General features: G+C 56.3%; 19 protein-coding genes. 3 read left to right on the top strand and 16 right to left on the bottom strand.

Features of this window, described 5'->3' with window-relative positions:
* Positions 1–38 precede the first annotated feature (38 nt).
* The 12 genes from JL015_RS22045 to ccoN (JL015_RS21990) form a co-directional block, all read right to left on the bottom strand.
* Positions 39–566 (bottom strand): FixH family protein, encoded by a 528-nt coding sequence (locus JL015_RS22045; protein ID WP_201019948.1) that lies wholly within the window; start codon positions 564–566, stop codon positions 39–41.
* Positions 567–578: 12 nt separating this feature from the next.
* Positions 579–1,994 (bottom strand): cytochrome c oxidase accessory protein CcoG, encoded by a 1,416-nt coding sequence (ccoG, locus tag JL015_RS22040; RefSeq protein WP_201019947.1) that lies wholly within the window; start codon positions 1,992–1,994, stop codon positions 579–581.
* 190 nt (positions 1,995–2,184) lie between these two features.
* Positions 2,185–2,637: a type II toxin-antitoxin system VapC family toxin gene (locus JL015_RS22035; RefSeq protein ID WP_201006176.1), complete on the bottom strand. Its 453-nt coding sequence runs from the start codon at positions 2,635–2,637 to the stop codon at positions 2,185–2,187.
* Positions 2,637–2,888, bottom strand: a complete 252-nt coding sequence (locus JL015_RS22030) for a type II toxin-antitoxin system Phd/YefM family antitoxin (protein ID WP_201006177.1) — start codon at positions 2,886–2,888, stop codon at positions 2,637–2,639. The genes JL015_RS22035 and JL015_RS22030 overlap by 1 nt, the downstream gene beginning before the upstream one ends.
* A gap of 151 nt (positions 2,889–3,039) precedes the next feature.
* Complete coding sequence (gene ccoP, locus JL015_RS22025; protein ID WP_201019946.1) at positions 3,040–4,017, bottom strand: cytochrome-c oxidase, cbb3-type subunit III; 978 nt, start codon at positions 4,015–4,017, stop codon at positions 3,040–3,042.
* Entirely contained in the window at positions 4,014–4,208 is a 195-nt protein-coding gene (locus JL015_RS22020; RefSeq protein WP_201019991.1) for a cbb3-type cytochrome oxidase subunit 3, read from the bottom strand. Before JL015_RS22020 ends, ccoP (JL015_RS22025) begins: the two co-directional genes overlap by 4 nt.
* 5 nt (positions 4,209–4,213) lie before the next feature.
* Positions 4,214–4,822: a cytochrome-c oxidase, cbb3-type subunit II gene (ccoO, locus tag JL015_RS22015; RefSeq protein WP_122320699.1), complete on the bottom strand. Its 609-nt coding sequence runs from the start codon at positions 4,820–4,822 to the stop codon at positions 4,214–4,216.
* Positions 4,822–6,264: a cytochrome-c oxidase, cbb3-type subunit I gene (gene ccoN, locus JL015_RS22010; protein ID WP_201019945.1), complete on the bottom strand. Its 1,443-nt coding sequence runs from the start codon at positions 6,262–6,264 to the stop codon at positions 4,822–4,824. Before ccoN (JL015_RS22010) ends, ccoO (JL015_RS22015) begins: the two co-directional genes overlap by 1 nt.
* Positions 6,265–6,625: 361 nt before the next feature.
* Positions 6,626–7,576 (bottom strand): cytochrome-c oxidase, cbb3-type subunit III, encoded by a 951-nt coding sequence (ccoP, locus tag JL015_RS22005; RefSeq protein ID WP_201019944.1) that lies wholly within the window; start codon positions 7,574–7,576, stop codon positions 6,626–6,628.
* Positions 7,573–7,776 carry a cbb3-type cytochrome oxidase subunit 3 gene (locus JL015_RS22000; protein ID WP_201006186.1) on the bottom strand — a complete coding sequence of 68 codons (204 nt, stop codon included), beginning with the start codon at positions 7,774–7,776 and terminating at the stop codon, positions 7,573–7,575. Before JL015_RS22000 ends, ccoP (JL015_RS22005) begins: the two co-directional genes overlap by 4 nt.
* Positions 7,777–7,779: 3 nt before the next feature.
* Positions 7,780–8,388, bottom strand: a complete 609-nt coding sequence (ccoO, locus tag JL015_RS21995; RefSeq protein ID WP_025259327.1) for a cytochrome-c oxidase, cbb3-type subunit II — start codon at positions 8,386–8,388, stop codon at positions 7,780–7,782.
* Between the two features lie 10 nt (positions 8,389–8,398).
* Positions 8,399–9,823, bottom strand: a complete 1,425-nt coding sequence (gene ccoN, locus JL015_RS21990) for a cytochrome-c oxidase, cbb3-type subunit I (RefSeq protein WP_201019943.1) — start codon at positions 9,821–9,823, stop codon at positions 8,399–8,401.
* A gap of 90 nt (positions 9,824–9,913) precedes the next feature.
* On the opposite strand from ccoN (JL015_RS21990), the gene JL015_RS21985 reads away from it, so the two are divergent.
* A complete protein-coding gene (locus JL015_RS21985) occupies positions 9,914–10,603 on the top strand; it encodes an alpha/beta family hydrolase (protein ID WP_201019942.1) in 690 nt (229 codons plus the stop codon).
* Here JL015_RS21985 and JL015_RS21980 read toward each other — a convergent pair whose 3' ends face one another.
* From JL015_RS21980 to JL015_RS21970, 3 genes are all read right to left on the bottom strand, one after another.
* Positions 10,604–11,062, bottom strand: coding sequence for a hypothetical protein (locus JL015_RS21980; RefSeq protein WP_201019941.1), 459 nt, complete (start codon positions 11,060–11,062; stop codon positions 10,604–10,606).
* A 102-nt stretch (positions 11,063–11,164) separates the two neighbouring features.
* A complete protein-coding gene (locus JL015_RS21975) occupies positions 11,165–13,066 on the bottom strand; it encodes a hypothetical protein (protein WP_236250257.1) in 1,902 nt (633 codons plus the stop codon).
* Between the two features lie 44 nt (positions 13,067–13,110).
* Positions 13,111–14,988: a hypothetical protein gene (locus JL015_RS21970; RefSeq protein ID WP_236250256.1), complete on the bottom strand. Its 1,878-nt coding sequence runs from the start codon at positions 14,986–14,988 to the stop codon at positions 13,111–13,113.
* 702 nt (positions 14,989–15,690) lie between these two features.
* On the opposite strand from JL015_RS21970, the gene JL015_RS21965 reads away from it, so the two are divergent.
* The gene (locus JL015_RS21965) at positions 15,691–17,583 is read left to right on the top strand and encodes an autotransporter outer membrane beta-barrel domain-containing protein (protein WP_236250255.1); all 1,893 of its coding nucleotides are present in this window, start codon (positions 15,691–15,693) and stop codon (positions 17,581–17,583) included.
* Between the two features lie 49 nt (positions 17,584–17,632).
* On the opposite strand, the gene JL015_RS21960 is transcribed toward JL015_RS21965, so the two are convergent.
* Positions 17,633–18,100: a hypothetical protein gene (locus JL015_RS21960; RefSeq protein WP_236250254.1), complete on the bottom strand. Its 468-nt coding sequence runs from the start codon at positions 18,098–18,100 to the stop codon at positions 17,633–17,635.
* A gap of 562 nt (positions 18,101–18,662) precedes the next feature.
* Here JL015_RS21960 and JL015_RS21955 point away from each other — a divergent pair.
* A complete protein-coding gene (locus JL015_RS21955) occupies positions 18,663–19,340 on the top strand; it encodes a hypothetical protein (RefSeq protein WP_201019939.1) in 678 nt (225 codons plus the stop codon).
* Positions 19,341–19,362: the final 22 nt, after the last annotated feature.

The raw sequence follows: 19,362 nt of genomic DNA, 5'->3' as shown, positions 1-19,362 counted from the left end.
CACATCATTACCTGCCATGCGCCCGATCTGTTCCCACCTCAATTCTTTCCTTGCAGCGGTTCATCGCCCAGGTTCAGGGAGGCATTGCGGCTGACCTGTTCCTCTTCAAACAGACGCCAGGTCTGGCCGTTTTCCGCACCCAGCAGTTCGACGAAGCGACGGCCTTCGATCCTGTCCTGCAACTGGCCGATGTAGCGGCCGGGCTCGGAGGGGCTGCGGGTCAGGAAGATCCGGCGGTCCTTGTCCGGCTGAGTCGGGGAAATCAGGTTCAGTTCCAGGCGTTCAGGCTGGCTGTTGCCGCTCAGGTGCAGTTCGGCTTCGCCTGTCAGGTCGTCCAGGTGAATGCTGGCGCGTACCTTGAGCGTCTGGGCCAGCAACTCGCGGTTGAGCGAGCGGTTGATGCCTTTGCCTGCCTCGTAATAGTTGTCGTTGACCAGATTGTCCGGGTTGTTGACGGCAATGGTCACCATCGCAAGGCTGAGGGTCACCGAGCAGGCCAGGATGCCGATGATGATCCATGGCCAACGGTGCTTGTACCACGGGCTTGAAGCGAGTGCGACTGACATGGCGGGTGTCCCTTAGCGTATTTGTGGGCCGATGAAGCGGCTCCTGGCTTCGACATGGGTGTCGCTGTTGTCGATGTCCTTGAGGATGAAGGTGACCTCGTTGGTGCTCGATGGCATTTTTTCCGGTGCGCTGGACAGCTCCACCGCAATACTGAGGATATCGCCTGCGGCCACCCTGAGTTCACGTCGGCCCTGCAGTTTCAGATCCGGCAGGCCGGTCGCATCGAGGACATAGGTGTGGTCGACCTGATCCTTGTTCATCACCTTGAGGCTGTAGACGTTTTCGATGCGTCCTTCGGCATTTTCGCGGTACAGCACGCGGTCCTTGCTGACATCGAAACCCACCAGCGAGCGCATGAAGAAGGCGCTGGTCAGGAAGCCGATCATCAGCAGCAGAACCAGGGCATAGCCAATCAGGCGTGGACGCAGTTTGTGGGTGACCTGACCTGACAGGTTGTGCTCGGTGGTGTAGCTGATAAGGCCACGCGGGTAACTCATCTTGTCCATGATGGTATCGCAGGCATCGATGCAGGCCGCGCAGCCGATGCATTCGATCTGCAACCCTTCGCGGATGTCGATGCCGGTCGGGCAGACCTGAACGCACATGGTGCAATCGATGCAGTCGCCCAGGCCTTGGGCCTTGTAGTCCACATCTTTCTTGCGCGGCCCACGGCTTTCCCCACGACGCGGGTCGTAGGAAACGATCAGGGTATCCTTGTCGAACATGACGCTCTGGAAGCGTGCATACGGGCACATGTGAACGCACACCTGCTCGCGCAGCCAGCCTGCATTGCCGTAAGTGGCCAGGGTAAAGAAGCCGATCCAGAAATAGGCCCAGCCGTCGGCTTGCCCTGTGAACAGTTCGATGCTCAGGTCGCGGATGGGGGAGAAGTAGCCGACGAAGGTCAGGCCGGTCACGAAGCCGATCAAAAGCCAGAGGCTGTGCTTGCCGAGCTTGCGCAGGAACTTGTTGGCGCTCATGGGCGCCTTGTCGAGTCTGATGCGTTGGTTGCGGTCGCCTTCGGTGACTTTTTCACACCACATGAAGATCCAGGTCCAGACGCTTTGCGGGCAGGTATAGCCGCACCAGATTCGCCCGGCGTAGACGGTGATGAAGAACAGGCCGAAGGCGCTGACGATCAGGATGCCCGACAGCAGGATGAAGTCCTGTGGCCAGAAGGTTGCACCGAAGATGTAGAACTTGCGCTCCGGCAGGTTCCACCACACTGCCTGATGCCCGCCCCAGTTCAGCCAGACCGTGCCGAAATACACCAGAAACAGGGCAAGCCCGCCCAGCATGCGCAGGTTGCGAAACCGGCCTGTGAAAGCGCGGGTGTAGATGTTTTCTCGCGCGGCGTAGAGGTCGACGGTCTTGTCGTCATTCCCGGGGGGCGGGGTGATGTTGTGTACGGGAATCCGGTTGTTCATTGGGGCGTCCCACGGCAGTGGAAAAGTGCCACAGCCAGTACGTGCCGACTGAGGTCAAGAGCGGTTTCTTATGGCGTCAATGATACGCCTGCCCTTATACCTCACGTCTGCGACCTTTGGTCGCGTTGGGTTCCTTAAACGGTTCGTGTAAGTGATCTGGATCAATTGACAGGCTAATCAGTGCCTTTGGTCAGCGTGGTGCCGCTCGGTAAGGTGCCAGTTCTTCGTGCAACTGACTGATCCATGGGTTGAGCACCGTGACACCGCATTGCTCGAAGTCGGTGGTGTTTCGGGTCACCACTTTCATGCCGTGAACCAGGGCAGTGGCTGCGATCAGCGCATCGCATTCGCTGCGCGGGTCGGGAGCATGCAACTGGGCGCAGCGTTTGGCTACGATGGTATCCACGGCCAGGATTCGCCCGGCGAATGCCTTCAATACGTGATGCTCCAGCCATGTGCGCAGTGCCGCGCCCTGAATGGGGTCGCGGCGTTCGATGCGCAATATGCCAGTTTCCAGCTCCATGATCGTGATGGCCGAGATAAACAGGCTGGCGGATGCATGGTTGTTTGCCCAGCGGACGACATTGGCATCCGGGTTTCGCTTTCTGAGTTCGGATACCACGTTGGTATCGAGCAGGAACATCAGGACAGGTCCACGTGGCGAGGTGTGATATCGGCCCGTTGTGGCTCGAATTCGATATCGATGTCTCCTGGCATGGTCAGCATGTCGACGATGCTGACAGAGCTGCCGGTCAGTTTTCGATAGTCCTCGATGGAGAGCAGGACGTGGGCCGGACGCCCCCTGTCAGTGATGAAGACCGGACCGTCGTTCGCAGCCTTCTTGGCCCCGCTGGTGTCCTGATTGAATTCGCGGCTTGAGAGCGTTGTTGTCATGAAGGTGACCTCCTGGAAGCCATGTAGGCATGTTTCTATATTTATGACTCACGCAGTCTATTCGTGTAGAAACGTGACTACAACAAAAAACTCTTGTCCAAATGCAACAGCCCCGCCGAGTGCCGTGCGGGGCTGTATCTGTCGAGCCGGATCACTGAGGCTCGGCGGGTTTCTCCTGACGGGACAGGCTGTAGATGTAAGCGGCCAGCAGATGAACCTTGTCATTGCCTTGGGTCGCTTCCTGGGCAGGCATCTGGCCCTGACGACCGTAGCGGATGGTCTGTTGCAGTTGCGCAAAGCTTGAGCCGTAGATGAATGCACCCGGATGAGTAAGGTCTGGCGCGCCCAGCGCTTGCATGCCTTTACCTTCCGGGCCATGGCAGGCAACGCAAGTGGTCGCGAATATCTTCTGGCCAGCCACCGGGTCAGCCTTGGCGCCTTCAGGCAGTTTTCGACCGTCGAGCCGGGTCAGGATGTAGGCGGATACGTCGCGAACGCCTTGCTCGCCGACCACTTCGCCCCAGGCGGGCATGACGGCATGACGGCCGTTCATGATCGAGGTCTTGATGGTTTGCGGATCGCCGCCCCAGCGCCAGTCGGCATCGGTGAGGTTGGGGAAACCGTAGGCGCCTTTGGCATCCGAGCCATGGCAGACCGAGCAGTTGGAGGCGAACAGGCGTCCGCCCATTTTCAGGGCTTGCGGGTCCTTGGCGACGTCCTCGATGGGCATTGCGGCATATTTGGCGAACAGCGGCCCGAATCTGTTTTCAGCGCGGGCGATTTCCTTTTCCCACTCATGAACGCCGGTCCAGCCTTGCTGGCCATCTGAAAACTGGCGCTGCTTTTCATTGTCCGCATAGTTGTAACCCGGCAGCAGGCCTTTCCAGTTGCCCAGGCCCGGATACAGTGCCAGATAGCCCAGAGCGAACACGATGGTGCCCACGAACAGCATGAACCACCAGCGAGGCAGCGGGTTGTCGTATTCCTCGATGCCGTCGAAGGAGTGGCCTACGGTTTCTTCGGTCTGATCATCGCGCTGGCCTTTGCGGGTTGCCAGCAGCAGCCAGGTCAGGGCGAAGATTGTGCCCAGGGTCAGAACCGTTACATACAGGCTCCAGAACGTGGTCATGCTTTCTTGCTCCCGGCGTTTCTGGCTTCTTGTTCAATATGCTCGGTGGCTTGCGGATCGTCCGCGAACGGCAGCATGGTCGCGTCGTCGAATTCAGCCTTGCGCCTCGGGCTGAATACCCACAGCGCCAGCCCGATAAAAGCCACCATCACCACCAGTGTGCCCAGACCTCGAATCATTCCGATATCCATCGCGTTCACCGTTTGCTCTTGATGATTGTGCCAAGGCCTTGCAGGTAGGCCACCAGTGCGTCCATTTCGGTCTTGCCTTTCACGGCGGCTTCGGCACCCGCGATGTCTTCATCGGTATAGGGCGTGCCGAGGGCGCGCAGGACTTCCATTTTCTTGGCGGTTTCCTTGCCGTCGAGTTTCTTCTCGACCAGGAACGGGTAGGCCGGCATTTTCGATTCGGGTACCACATTGCGCGGGTTGTACAGGTGAGCGCGATGCCAGTCGTCCGAGTAGCGCCCACCGACGCGGGCCAGGTCCGGGCCGGTACGTTTTGAGCCCCACAGGAACGGGTGATCCCAGACGCTTTCGCCGGCCACCGAATAATGACCGTAGCGCTCGGTTTCGGCACGGAACGGGCGGATCATCTGCGAGTGGCAACCCACACAGCCGTTGGCGATGTAGACGTCGCGGCCTTCGAGTTCCAGGGCGGTGCGTGGCTTCATGCCTTCGACCGGTTTGTTGGTCACGTCCTGAAAGAACAGCGGCACGATCTGGGTCAGACCGCCAATGCTCACGGCAATGACCATGAAGAAGGCCAGCAGGCCAATGTTCTTTTCGAGTACTTCATGTTTCATCAGTGAGCCCCCGCAACAACGATTCGGGCGGCAGCTTCGGCTTCCTCGGGGTCCGACGCACGTACGGTGCGCCATACGTTCCAGGCCATCAGCAGCATGCCGCTGGCAAAGAACGCGCCGCCGATCATGCGCACGACATAGCCCGGATGGCTGGCATGCAGGGCTTCGGCGAACGAGTAGGTGAGGGTGCCATCGTCGTTGATGGCCCGCCACATCAGGCCTTGAGTGATGCCATTGACCCACATCGATGCGATGTAGAGCACGGTACCGATGGTGGCAAGCCAGAAGTGCGCATTGATCAGGCCGATGCTGTGCATCTGCGAGCGACCGAAAACTTTCGGGATCATGTGATAGACCGCGCCGATGGAGATCATTGCCACCCAGCCCAGGGCACCGGCGTGGACGTGGCCGATGGTCCAGTCCGTATAGTGCGACAACGAGTTCACGGTCTTGATAGCCATCATCGGACCTTCAAAGGTCGACATGCCATAGAACGCCAGGGACACCACCAGAAAGCGCAGGATCGGGTCGGTGCGCAACTTATGCCAGGCGCCGGAGAGGGTCATCATGCCGTTGATCATGCCGCCCCAGCTCGGGGCCAGCAGGATGATCGACATCACCATGCCCAGTGACTGCGCCCAGTCCGGCAGGGCGGTGTAATGCAGGTGGTGCGGGCCGGCCCAGATGTACAGGGTGATCAGTGCCCAGAAATGCACGATGGACAGGCGGTACGAATAGATCGGCCGCTCTGCCTGCTTGGGCACGAAGTAATACATCATGCCCAGAAAGCCTGTGGTCAGAAAGAAGCCTACTGCGTTGTGCCCGTACCACCACTGGATCATGGCGTCGGTCGCACCCGCGTACGCCGAGTAGGACTTGAACAGGCTGACCGGCAACGATATGTGGTTGACGATGTGCAGCATGGCGGTCACCAGAATAAAGGCGCCGTAGAACCAGTTGCCGACATAGATGTGTTTGGTATTGCGGCGGGCGATGGTGCCGAAGAACACCACGGCATAGGTGACCCAGACAATGGCCAGCAGAATCGCTATCGGCCATTCGAGTTCGGCGTATTCCTTGGTGGTGGTGTATCCCATGGGCAGGGTGATGATTGCGCTGACGATCACCGCTTGCCAGCCCCAGAACGTGAAGGCAGCCATGCCATCGGAAATCAGCCGCGTCTGGCAGGTTCGCTGCACCACGTAATAAGAGGTGGAAAACAGGGCGCAGCCACCGAAAGCGAAAATCACAAGATTGGTGTGCAGTGGTCGCAGGCGTCCGAACGTGGTCCATTCCAGATCGAGGTTAAGGTCAGGCCAGACCAGTTGTGCGGCAATGAAAACGCCGAGCCCCATGCCAATGATTCCCCAGACCACCGTCATGATGGCGAACTGGCGGACCACCTTGTAGTTATAAGCAGTCGGGCTGATTGCTGTGCTCATTTCCAGGGTTCCACGGTTCAGTATTTATAGGTATCCAGAGGGCCACGAACCTGTCTACGGCAGATGCCGGACAAGTATTTGCGCTTAAACGATGGCCCTTTGAGGCATGTTCCCGGAGACACTGGAACACTGCCGAAGCGGACCGAAAAAGGCGGGATGGACAGGTCGATGACACATGCCGGTAAATGCGTGAAGCATTCACTTCCCATGACCTGTGACCAGCTAATGCCAGTCCACTGCGGGCAAGCTTAGTCGTGAAAGGCGGGCATGGGAAGTACAGAGCAAGGGCGCGAAACGTGTGCTGAAGAATTGCGCACCCCGTTGCAGGGTGCGCAATTCTTTGTTGCAGCGGGCTGAATCGTTACTGTGACTGCTTTTCCCTGCGCTCGAGTTGATCAGGACTCTGAGAAAGGCTGTACACATAGGCGGCCAGCAATTGCACCTTGTCATTGCCCAGCAAATCGGCCTGAGCAGGCATATGACCCTGGCGACCAAGACGAATGGTCTGTTGCAGTTGCGCAAGGCTGGTGCCGTAGATGAAACCGCCCGGTTGTGTCAGGTTTGGGGCGCCCATCGCTTCGACACCTTTACCTGTAGCACCATGACAAGCTACGCAAGTCGAGCTGAATACTTGCTGTCCGGCGGACAGATTGGCGGTGTCATCGGCAGGCAGCGGCAGGCCGGCCAGAGAGTGGCGAACATAAGCGGCGACGTTCTTGACGCCTTCTTCACCGATTACCGGCCCCCACGCAGGCATGGCGGCGACTCGACCCATCATGATGCTGTTCTTGATGGTGTCGGCACTGCCGCCCCAACGCCAGTTGGTGTCGGTCAGGTTAGGGAAGCCATAGGCGCCCTTGGCATCCGAGCCGTGGCAAACCGAGCAGTTGGAGGCGAACAGGCGTCCGCCCATTTTCAGCGCCTGTGGGTCCTTGGCGACTTCCTCCAGCGGCATGGCGGCGAATCTGGCAAAGATGGGACCGAATCTGGCATCGGCCCGGTCCATTTCCTTTTCCCACTCATGGGCGCCGGTCCAGCCGTTTTCGTAACCGGGCAGGATGCCTTTCCAGTTGCCCAGGCCGGGGTAGAGGATCAGGTAGCCAACCGCGAACACCAGAGTGCCGGCGAACAGCATGAACCACCATTGCGGCAACGGATTGTCATACTCCTCGATGCCGTCGAAGCTGTGGCCCATGGTCTGGTCGGTACTGCCCTTGGTTTCGCCTTTGCGTGTGCCGATCAACAGCCAGGTCAGCCCGATCAGGCTGCCGAGGGTCAGCACGCAGATATAGGTGCTCCAGAAGGTGGTCATGGCTGATTACTCCGCACGACAGGTTGTTCCGTTTCAGGTTTCGCGTCAGTGCTCAATGGATGAGGTTCGTCGGCAAAGGGCGCCATGCGAGCCTCGGCGAAATCCGGGTTGCGTTTGCTGCTGGATACCCACAGGGACATCCCGATGAAGGCGATCGCCACTACCAACGTGCCGAGGCCGCGCAAGTCTTGGATGTCCATGGCTCACCTCTTGCTCTTGATGGAAGTGCCGAGCACTTGCAGGTAGGCCACCAGTGCATCCATCTCGGTCTTGCCCTTGAGGCTGGCGACTGCGCCGGAGATATCTGCATCGGTGTAAGGCACGCCCAGAGTGCGCATGGCGCGGATCTTGGCTTCGGTATGGCTGCTGTCCACTTGTTGGGTGACCAGCCACGGGTAAGCAGGCATTTTCGATTCCGGCACGACGTTGCGCGGGTTGTACAAGTGGGCGCGGTGCCAGTCATCCGAGTAGCGTGCGCCAACCCGTGCCAGGTCCGGACCGGTACGCTTGGAGCCCCACAGGAACGGATGATCCCAGACGCTTTCGCCCGCCACCGAATAGTGACCATAACGCTCGGTTTCGGCCCGGAACGGACGGATCATCTGTGAGTGGCAACCTACGCAGCCTTCGCGGATATAGATGTCGCGACCTTCGAGTTGCAGCGCTGTGTAGGGCTTCATGCCCTCTACCGGTTTGTTGGTCACGTCCTGGAAAAACAGCGGTACGATCTGGGTCAGGCCACCGATGCTGACGGCCAGTACCATCAGGATCATCAGCAGGGTGACGTTCTTTTCGATCACTTCATGTTTCATGGTCAGATCCTCAGGCCATCTGCGCGGCAGCGGTGGCTTCGGCCGGGCTGGAGGCCCGCACGGTGCGCCAGGTGTTGTAGGCCATCAGCAACATGCCGACGAAGAAGATGGCGCCTCCGGCCAGCCGGACGATGAAGCCCGGGTGACTGGCTTGCAGGGCTTCGACGAAGGAGTAGGTGAGGGTGCCGTCCTCGTTCACGGCGCGCCACATCAGGCCTTGAGTGATGCCGTTGACCCACATCGAGGCGATGTAGAGCACGGTGCCGATGGTGGCGAGCCAGAAGTGGGCGTTGATCAGGCCCATGCTGTGCATCTGTTGGCGACCGAATACCTTGGGAATCATGTGGTACAGCGCGCCAATGGAGATCATCGCCACCCAGCCCAGAGCGCCAGCATGGACGTGGCCGATGGTCCAGTCGGTGTAGTGGGAGAGGGCGTTCACAGTCTTGATGGCCATCATCGGACCTTCAAAGGTCGACATGCCGTAGAACGCCAGGGACACCACCAGAAAACGCAGGATCGGGTCGCTGCGCAACTTATGCCAGGCGCCCGACAGGGTCATCATGCCGTTGATCATGCCGCCCCAGCTTGGAGCCAGAAGAATCAGCGACATCACCATACCCAGCGACTGCGCCCAGTCTGGCAGGGCGGTGTAATGCAAGTGGTGCGGACCGGCCCAGATGTACAGGGTGATCAGCGCCCAGAAATGCACGATGGACAGGCGATAGGAATAGACCGGACGTTCGGCCTGCTTGGGCACGAAGTAATACATCATCCCCAGAAAGCCCGCCGTCAGGAAAAAACCTACCGCGTTGTGCCCGTACCACCACTGCACCATCGCATCGGTTGCACCGGCGTACAGCGAGTAGGACTTGGTCAGGCTGACCGGAATTTCCAGGTTGTTGACGATGTGCAGCAGCGCTACGGTCAGGATGAATCCGCCGAAGAACCAGTTGCCGACGTAGATGTGTTTGGTGGTGCGCTTGGCCACGGTGCCGAAGAACACGATTGCATAGGCGACCCAGACCACGGCGATCAGGATGTCGATCGGCCATTCCAGCTCGGCGTATTCTTTTGAAGTGGTAAAGCCCAGGGGCAGGCTTATGGCAGCCAGTACGATTACCAGTTGCCAGCCCCAGAAGGTGAAAGCAGCCAGCTTTGGCAGAAACAGTCGGGTCTGGCAGGTGCGTTGCACAGAATAGTAGGAGCTGGCGAACAGCGCGCAGCCACCAAAGGCGAAAATGACTGCGTTGGTATGAAGTGGACGCAAGCGACCAAAGCTTGTCCACGGCAAGTTGAAGTTGAGCTCAGGCCAAACCAGTTGGGCGGCCAGAAAAACGCCGAGGCCCATCCCGACAATTCCCCAGATCACCGTCATAATGGCGAACTGGCGAACCACCTGATAGTTATAGGCGGTACTGTTAGTTGTGTTCATTTAGGTGTGTATCCCATCCAGCTTGGTCGGGGCCATTACGCACGGTTATAGCTCCGGGTTATTGGCAGACTCATCAGAAGCGAGGCAAGCATGGGCAATGGGCAAGGTGCCTGCATTGACAGGGATCAATGCGTACAACTGGCGCAGGACAACGGCTGGATCTGGACGGCGGCGCAGCCGGGAGCAGGGGATGGCAAGGCAACGCTGATTCTGGCCCATGGGGCTGGTGCGCCCATGGACAGCGATTTCATGAACGACATGGCTGCACACCTTGCTGCACAGGGCGTCAACGTCATGCGCTTCGAGTTTCCCTACATGGCTCAGCGGCGTCTTACGGGGGGTAAACGTCCTCCCAATCCTCAGGGGCAGCTACTCGATTGCTGGCGTCAGGTGCATGAGCGTGTGCGACCTCATGTCGCTGGACGTCTGGCCATCGGAGGCAAGTCCATGGGGGGAAGAATGGCCAGCCTGCTTGCCGATGAACTGAAGGTCGATGCGCTGGTGTGTCTGGGCTATCCGTTCTATGCCGTGGGCAAACCCGAGAAGCCTCGCGTGGCGCATCTGGCCGATCTGCAGACCCCGACCTTGATCATTCAAGGTGAGCGGGATGCATTGGGTGATCGTGAAACGGTGCAGGGATATGAGCTATCCACTTCAATCGGGTTGCACTGGTTACCGACCGCCAATCATGATCTCAAGCCCCTCAAGGTGTCGGGCCTGAGTCATGAGCAGTGTCTGGTTGAGTCTGCGCAGCGGATTGCAGAGTTCCTGCTGGCCTGATCACTTGCAATACACGTCGAAAGAGCCGTCCGTGACCTCGAAATCAACCGCCGAGATACTGAAGCTGAACACCCCTTGCAAACGCTGACTCTGAGGGTCGGCCTCGATCAGCGTGAAAGCACCGGCCTGAAAATGCGCAGAGTGATAAATGACGCTCTGCCAATGCGGGCTTTCGTTGTAGACCACCTTGATGCGCTCATTACCCGGCAGGTCGTAAGTGCCGGGTTCCAGGTCCTTATCGAAAAACAGACCGATGCTGGTCCGTTTATGGCCGACCTTGCCGTCGGCGATTATTTTCCAGATCCAGTGACTGGGCGCCTGTGAAAGCTCCGGGCGCAACGTCAACCTGCCCAGCAGGGAGGAAACCAGTAGCGGTTGCTTGTTGACGCTGACCTTGAAACTGCCTTCGCAAGAGGGAGGGCGCACGAAGCGTTTGGGGGGAATGACAGGGTGGCGCATGGTCTGGCTCTTGGAACGTGACGCGCATAGATGGAAAGAGGGCGTTACGCCTTTCAGGTAACGTAACGCCCCGGGATATTTCAGCCAGGCCGCAGTCGGCTACTAGCGGATAGCGACGCCAAGACTGGCATTGTGATGCAGCAATTTGAAGTCTGCGCCTGTGACCAGATTTTTCACGTAGTACCATTTCCAGCCCATAAGGTTGGAGGCTGCTACCGTGCCGGACCAGTAATTGCCATTGCCCATCGGCCAGCTTCTGCCATAGGCCGTGTGGATTTCATTGAGCTCATAGATGGACGGAATGCGCGCGCCTTGCGCCTCGGCGGCCGTTGCCATCTTTGTGAAGGAGCCCGCACCAACCCCCAGGCAGTGAACGACGCCGGTAACGGTAACCTGATAGCTCTTTATGGCTCCAAGACTGTCCGTGACCGAAATGGTTGCCGTGCCTTTGCCACGTGCAGAGGTCAGGCCATTGCCGTCTACCTTGGCCACCAACGGGTCGCTTGAACGATAGAAGTAAGGTGCCTGGCCACCGCTGGCTGTGCGTTGGACGGTTGTGTCCGACGGCATGGCTGGCAGAAGGTCGGGATAGCCCGGCAACAGATAGACCTTGCCCTTCAGGGTGACGGGTGAGGTGTCGAACTCCAGCTCCTTGCTGATCTTCAGCCACAGTGTCGAAGACAAGGCTGCGGTGCCTGCGCGAGTGACGGTGTAAGTGACGGTCGCTGCGCTGCTGGCCACGATCAGGGATTTGGCGATGGTGAATTGCAGCTCGGTATTGCCTCCCACCACCTGTGACGGCGTGTCGTAAGCCGTTGCGCCTCGCCAGTTGACCACTACGCTATCGCCAGTGCTCATGCCTGTGTAGGACACACGAACGGTTGCACCGGATTCCGGGATTCTTGAGGGAATCACCACGCCATCGGCGCCGACAGTGTCCATGGTGGGAGCAGGCAGTTCTATGTGCGTATCAAGAACCTTCAGGGCCAGGGTTTCAGACTGTTGCACCGTCCCGTTGAGGCGGCTGACGGTATAAAACACGTTGACTGTCTGACCTGCGTTGGCGTTGACCAGTGCTGCCGTGAACACAAGCTCCTGGATCTTGCCCACGTCGGCGGCTGTGATGATTTTTTCCCGGGTATCGCTGCCCTTGGGGCCTTGCCACTGCACTGTGACCCGCTCACCCGCGGCAAGGTTGGCAGTGGTGCCGATCTGTACGGTGGCACCATTGACCGTATTGGCCGGATCGAGGGTATCGCCTTTGGCTTCTTTTACCGTCGGGATGGGGAGTGGTGATTGTACGGATAGCTGCAGCGTGACGAGCTTCTCCTCCGAGTTCATGGACACATTGCCCGCCTGATCGGTCACGGTGTAGTAGACGGGCGCCTTGATGTCACCAATGGTCTCCAGGAACGATCTGACGAAATCCACATTCACCCGCTGCAATCCCATATCGTCCTTGTTGACCATGGTGATAGGGCCGGGAATCTGATTCCAGTAAGTGCGAATGACATCGCCTTCCTTCATGCCGTTGTAACTGGCAATGCTTCCCCTGAGCACGTTATGCACGCTTTCCAGCTCATCGGAAGTCAGCCCGTCGTCAACGAAGGCCGGGAAGAGGATCGGGCCGAGGTGCGGGTTGCCGGGAGCGGTGCGGTCGATTTCGAGGCGCGTTGCTTTTGACGTGTTCATGACCTGGCTTTCCGGGTTTGCCGTCTCATAGGCAACCTTGTGAACACCTTCGGTCAACAGGGCAATGGGAATCTCGAGTGTCAATTCATCGCCGGGCAGATGACTGTCCAGAATCGGTTTCTTGGGACCGGCTGTCATGCCATCCCATAACAGTTGGTAGGTATAGTGGGGCTGAGCACCTTCCCAAACCTTGAGCTTTACAGTGACGGGCCTGTCGAGAAATTCGATGGGCAACACTCCGTTTTCGAGTGCGGCAGGAATTTCCGGTGCTTCAAGTTCTCCTTCTCGACGAGGAGATATAGACGTATTCATACTTATATTCCTTATTTTTATAGCGTGCGGATCGCTCACTATCTTTATTGGAAAGGAGGAATCGGGCAGGTCGGTTGAACCGAATCGAGCATGTTCACCGGCGCACGTGTAACTTTTGAAGTAACAGCACTCTGATTACTGCCTGCTGGCGGTTCAACGCGGAAACTGGCTTCTGCAAAACCCGTGCAGAGAGTACGAAGGTTGCGGTCGGGAACCGTAAAGGTATAACCGTTTGTTACATCGTTTTTATCCAGTGTCCGGTCGGCGGTATAGTTGGAAGCATCAATCGGATTATTGTTTTTATCGAAACCCTTGAAGGTCAAGAACAGTGTCTGGCCTTCGTCGATATTGATATAAGGCGCAATGTGCAGGTCTGCCCCATTGGGGTTGAGAATCGGGGCAATGAAACCCACGTCATTAAGTTTGAAGGGCGGGCCATCAAGACCTTCAGAGCCACCCGGAAGTTCCTCCTTGGACCTGACCGTCACAAGTTGCACCGGGCACTTTACAGGGTTGGGATTCCCGGCACGTGTCACCGTGTAATGCACAGGAATTTCCGCACCGGTTCCTTGTGCCCTCATGATTGCATTATCGATCGGAACAAGAAGGTCCCGGGCAGCAGCGATATCCGTTGCCCTGATTTGATACCATTGGAGCTTTTGTTGATCTCCCCAGAACAGATTCAGGTTATCGCTGATGGCAAAGCCGGTATTCCACTTCACGACCCCCAGCGCATTGAGTTCATAGTCTTCTTCGTCAATGAAGTTGTCCGTGGTGTTGGGGCTTTCCACGCTGGTGCCCTGGACGATAAAGGTTTCCAGCGGTGTTGGAATCGGCAGCGTCAGGAAAACATCGATGGTACTGCTCAGGGAAGTACCTGCCAGGTCCAGTTGACGTGTAACTTCGTAGAAGACTTGCACAGAACCCACAGGGTTTTGATTGAGTGTCTCGTAGGGAATACGTAACGAAAGCACAATGTCTTCGTTTTCGTTACCCGGTGGAAGAGCGACCGGAACCAGTGGATTATTCTGCCCCCAGAACAACCTGATCATGTCAAAAGGGCTGGCACCCGGATACTTGGGAATATCCACCTGAACGCCTGCCTGTGCTTCTGCATAATCGATCAGGGTTCCTACTCCGGGGTCGATGATCGGAGCCGGGAAGTTGGCCGGAATATCCTGCAGCTTTAGGGTTATGGGCACAGGATTTGAGTCGATGGACGCGTTGCCTGCCCGGTCGAAAACCTTGTATTTGACCAGTTGTTCCGTTTCTCCCAGGCTTTCCAGAAAGGCACGGGTAAAGGTAATCGCGACCCTGTCCAGGCCCATGTCATCTTCAGTGACGGTGGCTTGCGGGCCAATAGTCGTGCCCCAGTAAGTCTGGACCACATCATGCTTTGCCATGCCGGTGTAGCCGGCAATCTGAACGTCCAGCTTCCCGCCCAGTTGCGCAAGTTCGGCCGCGGTCAATCCATTCTGTACTTCCGGGGGAAACAGGATGGCGCTGAGCTCCGGTTTTCCGGGAGCGGTCAGGTCAATCACCAGATTGAATATATTGGATTCGTTACTGACCTGACTCTCTGGGTTAAATGTTTGATATTGCAGTGTATGCGTTCCTTCGGTCAGGAGGTCAACAGGGATTTCCAGCGTCAGCGGATCCCCTGGTCGCTGAGTATCAAGAATCGATTTCACTGGACCTGTTGGTTCGCCATCCCAATAGAGTGCGTAGGTATAACCTGGCTGAGCGCCTGCCCATACTTCCAGGTCTACAATAACCGGTTTAGTCAATTCGGATATTGGTAAAAGCCCGGGCGTATCTTCGTCATGAAAAGCGACGGCTACATCCGGAGCTTTCAGGCTCTCATCTTGTTCACGAGCGTTTTTGTCAGCAATGATGATGGGGAGTTGCGGTTGATGTTGCATGCTTGTTTCCTTGAAATAATTTTAAAATAAGCCCTGTAGGCGTTTTCGTATCAGGGACAGTCTGCCAGCTGAAAAGATGATATTGGCCAATGGATTCTCTAGCTGCGGAACTGACGTAATCGATTTTTTTGGTGTTCGTCAATGGGGGTGGTAGATATTTTTACGGTGTTAAAGGTTTTTTCTGGTTGTGAACTAGAGGCTGTAGGAAATTCTGTAGGATAAATGTTTTGTGTATTTGGGAATGCTCCTACTTTTGTGCTTGGGTGTTCCGGGTTTTTAGGTGCGGTCTGATAAGTAACTCTCCTGCTTCCATATTCGGGAGTATGAAAGGTGCTTTATAGAAAAAGTGTGGAAGAAAAGAAAAAGGTCTTGTCTACGGTTGTGTTTCTGGGGGCGATGGCTGCGCTGGAAGTTATAGCTGATGACGAGGTTGTCTGGGTGAATGTTGCAGGCCATGGGGTCATGGCTACTATTCCGGTAGATGGTCGAGAGGAAACGGTAGATTCCTCCACGCCCGTTCATTCTTATTCTGTAAACCGTAATGGGCTACTGAATGTTCTGAGTGGTGGTGTGGCAGATCATGTACTGGTTGATAACTCCAGGTTGGTGGTCAACTACGGAACAGTGAATAGTGGCGTCGATGCCACTGACAGTCGGATTACTCTGGATCATGCAATTGTCAGAAATGATAAGGGTGTCGGCATGTCACTCGGAACCCGAGAGATAGGTGTCAATCCGGGAACCTGGGCCAAGATAGACGACAGCGATATATCCGGCCTCAGCTATGGCATAGGCTTGAGCCAGCTAAGTCGGCTTGAAATGAGTAATACCAGGGTCTATGGCGCGGTTTCGGCCGATGGCAGGTACGGGGAAGGGCTGCTCGTGTCAGGAGGCGATGCGGTCATTACGGGATCAAGCCATATTCGCGGTGATAGAAATGGCATCAGAATCATTGAAGGGGTGTTTATCCCTGGTAATGGCAATGCCGGTGTCACCAGCACTGCTGTGATCGATCATTCGATCATCGAAGGAATCAATGGCGCAGCGATCAGGATCGACAAGTCGGATCAGTTTGGTGCGATCGTCGATATAGCCGTCCAGAATGGCTCAACCCTGCTTTCCGGCAACGGTAACCTTCTGGAGGTCGCTGACCGCAGTACGGCTAATTTCAAGGTCGACAACAGCAACCTTACCGGCAATTTGATTGCCGATGACAGCAGCACCTTGAACGTCACCTTGCAGAATCAGGCCCAGCTCACAGGCGACATCATCAATGGCAATAGCCTGGCTGTTGATTCTGGTGCCCACTGGCAAATGGTCGGTGACAACTCGGTCGAGTCACTGAGCATGAACCGCGGTGGTGTGAGTTTTGGCGAGGACGGGTTTCATACCTTGTCGTTGGGCGAGCTGTCCGGGAATGGTTTTTTTGCCATGCGAGTCGATCTGGATAACGGTGTCGGGGATCTGCTCGAAGTGAACGGACAGGCCAATGGCGAGTTCGGGTTGCGGGTCCACAACACCGGAGTCGAGGTGGTATCGCCTGATATGGAACCCTTGAAGGTCGTACATACCGAAGGTGGCAATGCGCAGTTCAGCCTGATCGGCGGTCGGATCGACCTTGGGACTTACTCCTATCTGCTGGAGCAGCAGGGCAATGACTGGTTCATCGTCGGTAATGACAGGACCATCAGCCCTTCAACCAGCGCGGCTCTTGCATTGTTCAATGCCGCGCCGGTGATCTGGATGAGTGAGTTGTCGACCTTGCGCAGTCGTATGGGAGAGGTGCGTGCCAGCGGCCAGGGAGGCGGGTGGATGCGTGCTTATGGCAATCGTTTCAATGCCACGACCAGTGATGGCGTCGAGTATCAGCACAAGCACCAGGGGTTGTCGCTGGGTGCGGATGCGCCGCTTGAGGTCAGCCATGGCCAGTTATTGCTGGGTGTCATGGGTGGCTACAGCAGCTCCGATCTTGACCTGAACCGTGGCACCACGGGCAAGGTCAACAGCTACTATGTCGGCGCCTATGGCACCTGGCTGCTGGATGACGGGTACTACCTGGACGGCGTACTCAAGTTCAACAACTTCCGTAACAAGTCGGATATCGCCATGAGTGATGCCAGCAAGGCCAAGGGTAATTACAGCAATAAGGGAGTGGGGGCATCGCTGGAGTTCGGGCGGCATATCGCGCTGGCCGACGATTACTTCCTGGAGCCTTTCGCTCAACTGGCCGGTGTCGTTATCCAGGGTGATCAGTACCGAATGGACAATGGCCTGCAGGCGAAAAACAGTGATACCCAGTCGGTTATAGGCAAGGTCGGCAGCTCTGTGGGGCGCAACATCGCGCTCAGGGACGGCGGTGTATTACAGCCTTATTTGCGTGTAGCGGTGGCTCAGGAGTTTTCCCGCAGCAATGACGTCAAGGTCAACGACTCGCGCTTCGATAACAACCTGTTCGGTTCGCGTGCCGAGTTGGGGGCGGGCGTTTCTGTTTCATTGTCAGAGCGTCTGCAATTGCATGCTGACTTCGATTACATGAAAGGCAAGCATGTCGAGCAACCTTGGGGAGCTAATGTAGGGTTGCGACTCGCGTTTTGAGTGTTTCCCTGCCAATCAAGCCCCCGGTGAGCGATCACCGGGGGCTTTTTCATTTGCCCGGATGACGACGTTTCATGCTGCGTTTACGTCGGCGTTGTCTGGGAGTGATCGGCGCATGCTTGTTGACCGTTACGCGCAGGACGGGCGAAGTGCCGATCAAATGGTTGGCGCGATGTATTTCATAGTAGATATCCACTGGGCCGTATTGGGCGTAGGGAATGAGGTTGTAGGTAATACACAGTATTCGCACGATGGTGCTTCTACCCAAAGGATGAAGCAGTGGCGTTGAGGATTGGTGAAGGCCCCAATAGAAGACGATGAGGTCCTCACGCTGCATCAGTGGCGAGTAGGGGATATGAATGGATATACCGGCATGAATCTGTTCGCAGGTAATCGCATCCGTATTGATGGACGGCACTATCGGTGCCTTGAGGCTGGACGATATACAGGGTTGTTCCGGCAAGGCTTTTGTTTTATCGGTTGGCGGCAGTATGTCGTCTTGAGTAGGTTTGTCCATTGGGGTGCCTGTATGAAAGTTTTAATGTTCTGGATGAGGCGCTGGGGGGTGTGGACATTAAAAATACAGACAGGAATCTGGTCAAACGAGTGGCCTGGTCGATGCCTGAATAGAGTGCTTGATGATGTGCTGTTACAAATAAAGTTTCAGAGCGGGCGGGTCGCTGGTAATGGTGCGTAATAGAGCGTGATGCGTTGTTTAAAGAAGATGCATGTTTGAAATTTTTTGAAATAGGTTTCAGTTGCAGTTACAAGATTGTTGTGGGTTTGGCGTGTTTTTTACTGCGCATGGAAGCTACATACACCTCTATCAGAAAAGTCCTTCTAAAATATTTTATGGCTGTAAATTCAAATGAATTTATGCTCCGTGGTTCAATACTTGAATGAGTGTGGTTTTTATGGGGGGCGCAAGGCTCAGGCTGCTGCAGGCGCTCAGGTTCAAGGGTTTTGGTTGATGGGCGTGGCTGGGAGTGTGAAAAAATAGTTGGGCAGACAGCGAACTATTTGAAGAAAACAGCATCATATCAATGTGCCACTTTGGCATCTCGCATGGAACTTGGATCATGGCTGGTTTCTTCAAAATCCCTCGTGCTGTTTCCCGTGTTCGCGTCCTTGCTTTATTGATTGGCGGCCTGGCGTTTTCAAACGCCAATGCCGCTGTTGAACTCGATTCTTCCCGTGCCAGTAGTTCCGATAATATCGTGACGAGCTTTACCGAGTTCGGTAGAGGAACTGCCTTGCGTAACTCGGATTTCACGGTTGGCAATATTCAGGAGATAAGGACAGGCACGAACAGTAATACCCGTGAACTGGAAAGTTTGAAGAAAGTTGTCGAGGAACAGGCCAAGGCCATTGAAGAACTCAAGCGCAATAGCAAGGCTTCTGCTTCAAGCAGCAGTTCCAGTGATAGTGAAATTTCAACTCTCAAGCGCAAGCTTGATGAGCAGAGCCGCAGCATCGATAAGTTTGAAGGGCAGGTGAATGACTTGAAGCGTAGTTCCGGGTCAAGTAACAGCTCCAGCTCAAGTGAACTGTCCAGCCTCAAGAGCAAGGTCGATGAGCAGGGGCGCGACGTGGCCAGGCTTGAGGGGCAGGTGAATGACTTGAAGCGTAGTTCAGGGTCAAGTAGCAGCTCCAGCTCAAGTGAGCTGTCCAGCCTCAAGCGTGACCTCAGCAGTCAGCAGAGTGAGTTGAGTAATGTGAAACGCTCCCTCGATGACCTTTCCCGCAAGGTGAAATAAGGCCGCACAGTTTCAAATCTCG

The organism is Pseudomonas cichorii (genome assembly GCF_015471405.1).
In the GTDB taxonomy this organism is placed as follows: domain Bacteria; phylum Pseudomonadota; class Gammaproteobacteria; order Pseudomonadales; family Pseudomonadaceae; genus Aquipseudomonas; species Aquipseudomonas serbiensis.
Note: the sequence above shows the minus strand (reverse complement) of the source record. Positions and strands in the feature narration are given on the sequence as shown.